The organism is Meiothermus sp., from assembly GCF_025060375.1.
Classification (GTDB): domain Bacteria; phylum Deinococcota; class Deinococci; order Deinococcales; family Thermaceae; genus Meiothermus.
On the sequence record NZ_JANXCG010000059.1, the window covers coordinates 1 to 3,379 of the forward strand.

Genomic DNA, 3,379 nt, shown 5'->3' on the forward strand with positions numbered 1-3,379 from the left:
GGGCTACGTGGCCCTCATGATCGCCACCACCCCCATCTGGACGGCCCTCCTGGAGGGCCTGCTCGAGCGGCGGCGGCCTCCCAAACTCCTACTGGCAGGGCTCTTGGTGGGGCTGGCAGGAATTTTTCTTCTCAACGCACCCCAGCTCAGCGAGGGCGCCCCCACCCACCTGCTGGCCTCTTTGCTGCTGATCCTATCGCCCCTGATGTGGGCAGGCGGGACGCTCTACACTCAGCGCAAAGCCCCCGACCTGCGCCCGGAGGTGGTCTCGGGCTACCAGCAGCTCTTCGGCGGCTTGGGCTTCCTCCTGCTCTCCTGGGCCCTCGGGGAAGACTGGGCCGCCCCCAACCTGCTCGGCTGGGCCGCCAACCTCTACCTCATCGTGTTCGCCTCCCTGATCGCCTACACCTCCTACATCCTGGCGGTGCGGCTCCTGCCCCTGAGCCTGGTCACCACCTATGCCTACGTCAACCCGGTCTTCGCCCTCCTGCTGGGCTGGCTCCTCCTCAAGGAACCCATCGGCCTGTGGACGCTGGCCGGCTCTGCGCTGGTGCTGGTAGGGGTGGGGCTGGTCTTCAAGGGCCAGTCAAGGCCGACGCCCCCTAGTGCTTGAAGTGGCGGGAGCCGGTAAAGACCATGGCCACGCCCAGCTCGTTGCAGGCGCGGATAACCTCCTCGTCCCGCTTGGCCCCCCCCGGCTGAACGATGGCGCTAACCCCGGCCGCGGCCGCCGCCCGCACCACATCGTCGAAGGGGAAGAAGGCTTCCGAGGCCAGCACCGCACCTCGAGCCCTATCCCCCGCGTTCTGCAAGGCCCGCTCGGCAGCCCAGATGCGGCTTACCGCCCCTGTGCCAACCCCCACCGTAACCCCTTCCCGGGCCAGCACCACGCTGTTGGAGCGGGCATGCTTGACCACGTACCAGGCAAACTTCAGGTCCAAAAGCTCCTGAGGGGTGGGGATTCGCTCGGTCACGTAGGTGAGCTCGAGCTCCTCCCAGCGCCGCCCATCGCGGTCCTGGGCTAAAAAACCCCCCATCAAGGGGCGATACTCCTGCGGCTCAAAGTCCCCTGGCACAACCTCCAACACCCTCAGGTCGGGCTTCTTGCGGCGAAACCACGCCAGCGCCTCGGGGTCCACCTCCGGGGCCACCAACACCTCCAGGAACGTCCCCCGGGTAGCCTGGGCGGTCCCCAGGTCCACCGGCCGGTTGAAGGCCACCACGCCGCCAAAAACCGAAAGGCTGTCGGCATCCCTAGCCCGCTCCCAAGCAGCCTGGGGGCCATCGGCCAGGGCCACCCCGCAGGGGTTGGCGTGCTTCACGACCACGCACGCCGGCCGTTCAAACTCCTGCACCAGCGCCCAGGCCGCCTCGGCATCGGCATAGTTGTTGAAGCCCATGGGCTTCCCAGAGCGCACCCGGGCGTTCAGCACCGGCCCCCGCTGCCCTACCCGCGCGTACAGGGCCGCCTCCTGGTGGGGGTTCTCCCCGTAGCGCAGCTCCACCCCCGGAACCCGCTCCAGGGCCAGGACCTTGGTGGGGGGGAATTTCTCCGGGGCCAGGAAATCGGCGATTGCCGCGTCGTAGGCCGCGGTGTGGGCAAAGGCCTTGTAGGCAAGCCTGCGGCGAAACTCGCTGCTAACCCCTGTGCGAAGGGCCTGGAGCACCGCCGGGTAGTCGCTGGGGTCGCAAACCGGCAGCACCGCCTCGTGGTTCTTGGCCGCTGCCCGGAGCATGGCCGGGCCTCCGATGTCTACGTTCTCCAAGCACTCCTCAAAGGACGCCCCCCGAGCCACAGTCTTCTGGAAGGGGTAGAGGTTCACGCAGAGCAGGTCTATGCGCAGGAGGTCGTGGGCCCTCAGCTCGGCCTCATGGGCCGGGGTCCTGGCCGCCAGGAGGCCGGCGTGGATGCGGGGGTGCAGGGTTTTGACCCGTCCTCCCAAAATCTCGGGAAAACCGGTTATCTGGGAAACATGGGTCACGGGCAGTCCGGCCGCCTCCAGCGCCCTTTGGGTGCCCCCGGTGGAGATAAGCTCAAACCCCAGCTCCACCAGCCCCCGGGCAAAATCCTCCAGACCGGCCTTATCCGAGACGGAAAGCAACGCACGCATACCCGGCCTATCATAAGGCCAGTGGCGCTAGACTAGGGCTATGAGCACCGCGATTTACGAGGCCATCAGGAGGGAGATCGTGGAGGCCATGAAGCGGGGGGACGTGCAGAGCCGCGACTACGCTCGAGTGGTCAAGGCTGAGCTGGACCGCAAGGGCGACGGGCGTCCCTTGCCCGATGCCGAGGCAGTGAAAATCCTCAAGGCCCTGAGGGTCACCGCCGAGGAAAACCAGAACGCCTTTGAGCTGGCCTTTCTGGACCGGTACCTGCCCAAGGAGATGAGCGAGGAGGAGATTGAGGCCTGGATCCGGGCCAACGTGGATTTCTCCCAGCTCAAGTCCCCTATGGCCGCGGTTGGTCTGGCCACCAGGGCGCTAGGGCCAGCCGCTCCGGGAGAACGGGTGCGGCGGGTGGTGGAGCGGTTGGTCAAAGGGTAGGCACTCCCAGCGAGGGGTGCTAGAATTGGCGTTGTGGGAAGAGGGCACGGTCGCGGGCGGCCATGCCTGAGGAAAGTCCGGGCACCACAGGGCAGGATGCCAGCTAACGGCTGGGCGGGGTAACCCGACGGAAAGTGCAACAGAAAGCAGACCGCCAGGTGCGCCCCGCGGCGCATCCGGCAAGGGTGAAACGGTGCGGTAAGAGCGCACCAGTCCCTCTGGCAACAGGGGGAGCTCGGCAAACCCCATCCGGTGCAAGTCCCGTAAGCCCAGCAGGGAGGGTTGGCCCGACCCGACAGCACCGCTGGCAGGGACGCTAGAGGTGGCTGGCGACAGCCATCCCAGAGAGATGACCGTGGAAACAGAACCCGGCTTACGCCTCTTCCCACGGAGGAGAGCCTACCCCCTGGGTGGGCTCTCCTCTGTTATCAAGACGATTAGGATGCTCTTAGTTGGATTTCCGGTTGCCACTACCCCACTCTTCGGTGAGGCTTGGGTCAGCCGGGAGCACCAAAGGTACTCAAGAGGCCTTCCAACCTGAAAAGCTCCACAGCGCCCCAGAAGAAGCCCCAGTCTGCAAAGGCAACGGCAGAGAGCTGTAGCTGTAGGCAAAGCTTTAGTGGCATTTTAGGATGCAGCTATCCCCAGGCCAGATTATTTCCGGAGCCATCTTCGCCCTGTTGGGGGCGTTGATGTCCCAGGTTTTTATTGAGAGCGACAACTATTCGCACATCTCCTTGGTATTCGCCAACGATTTGCTTGGCTTGCTGGGCCTTCTTGGCGCTGCAGGCCTCGCCGCCCACAGACGCAAGCCTTGGCTTGCCGCTGGCCT

General features: G+C 65.5%; 4 protein-coding genes and 1 other RNA gene. 4 read left to right on the forward strand and 1 reads right to left on the reverse strand.

Translation table 11 applies throughout. The features are described from left to right. Positions 1 to 613, forward strand: a 613-nt coding sequence (locus NZ849_RS07625; protein ID WP_295405793.1) for an EamA family transporter, incomplete at its 5' end; no start/stop codon positions are given. Here the strand turns inward: NZ849_RS07625 and purH are convergent. After that, positions 603 to 2,111 (reverse strand): bifunctional phosphoribosylaminoimidazolecarboxamide formyltransferase/IMP cyclohydrolase, encoded by a 1,509-nt coding sequence (gene purH / locus NZ849_RS07630; protein WP_295405795.1) that lies wholly within the window; start codon positions 2,109 to 2,111, stop codon positions 603 to 605. The genes NZ849_RS07625 and purH overlap by 11 nt on opposite strands. A 40-nt stretch (positions 2,112 to 2,151) precedes the next feature. On the opposite strand from purH, the gene NZ849_RS07635 reads away from it, so the two are divergent. The 3 genes from NZ849_RS07635 to NZ849_RS07645 form a co-directional block, all read left to right on the forward strand. After that, positions 2,152 to 2,547, forward strand: coding sequence for a GatB/YqeY domain-containing protein (locus NZ849_RS07635; protein ID WP_295405797.1), 396 nt, complete (start codon positions 2,152 to 2,154; stop codon positions 2,545 to 2,547). 34 nt (positions 2,548 to 2,581) lie between these two features. Beyond that, an RNA gene (gene rnpB, locus NZ849_RS07640) (RNase P RNA component class A) lies at positions 2,582 to 2,939 on the forward strand. A 240-nt stretch (positions 2,940 to 3,179) separates the two neighbouring features. Beyond that, on the forward strand, positions 3,180 to 3,379 hold a 200-nt coding region (locus NZ849_RS07645; RefSeq protein WP_295405799.1), incomplete at its 3' end, for a hypothetical protein.

Coding starts and splice junctions, on each gene's coding strand:
- purH (WP_295405795.1), bottom strand. CDS start 2,111: ATGCGTGCGTTGCTTTCCGTCTCGGATAAGGCCGGTCTGGAGGATTTT.
- NZ849_RS07635 (WP_295405797.1), top strand. CDS start 2,152: ATGAGCACCGCGATTTACGAGGCCATCAGGAGGGAGATCGTGGAGGCC.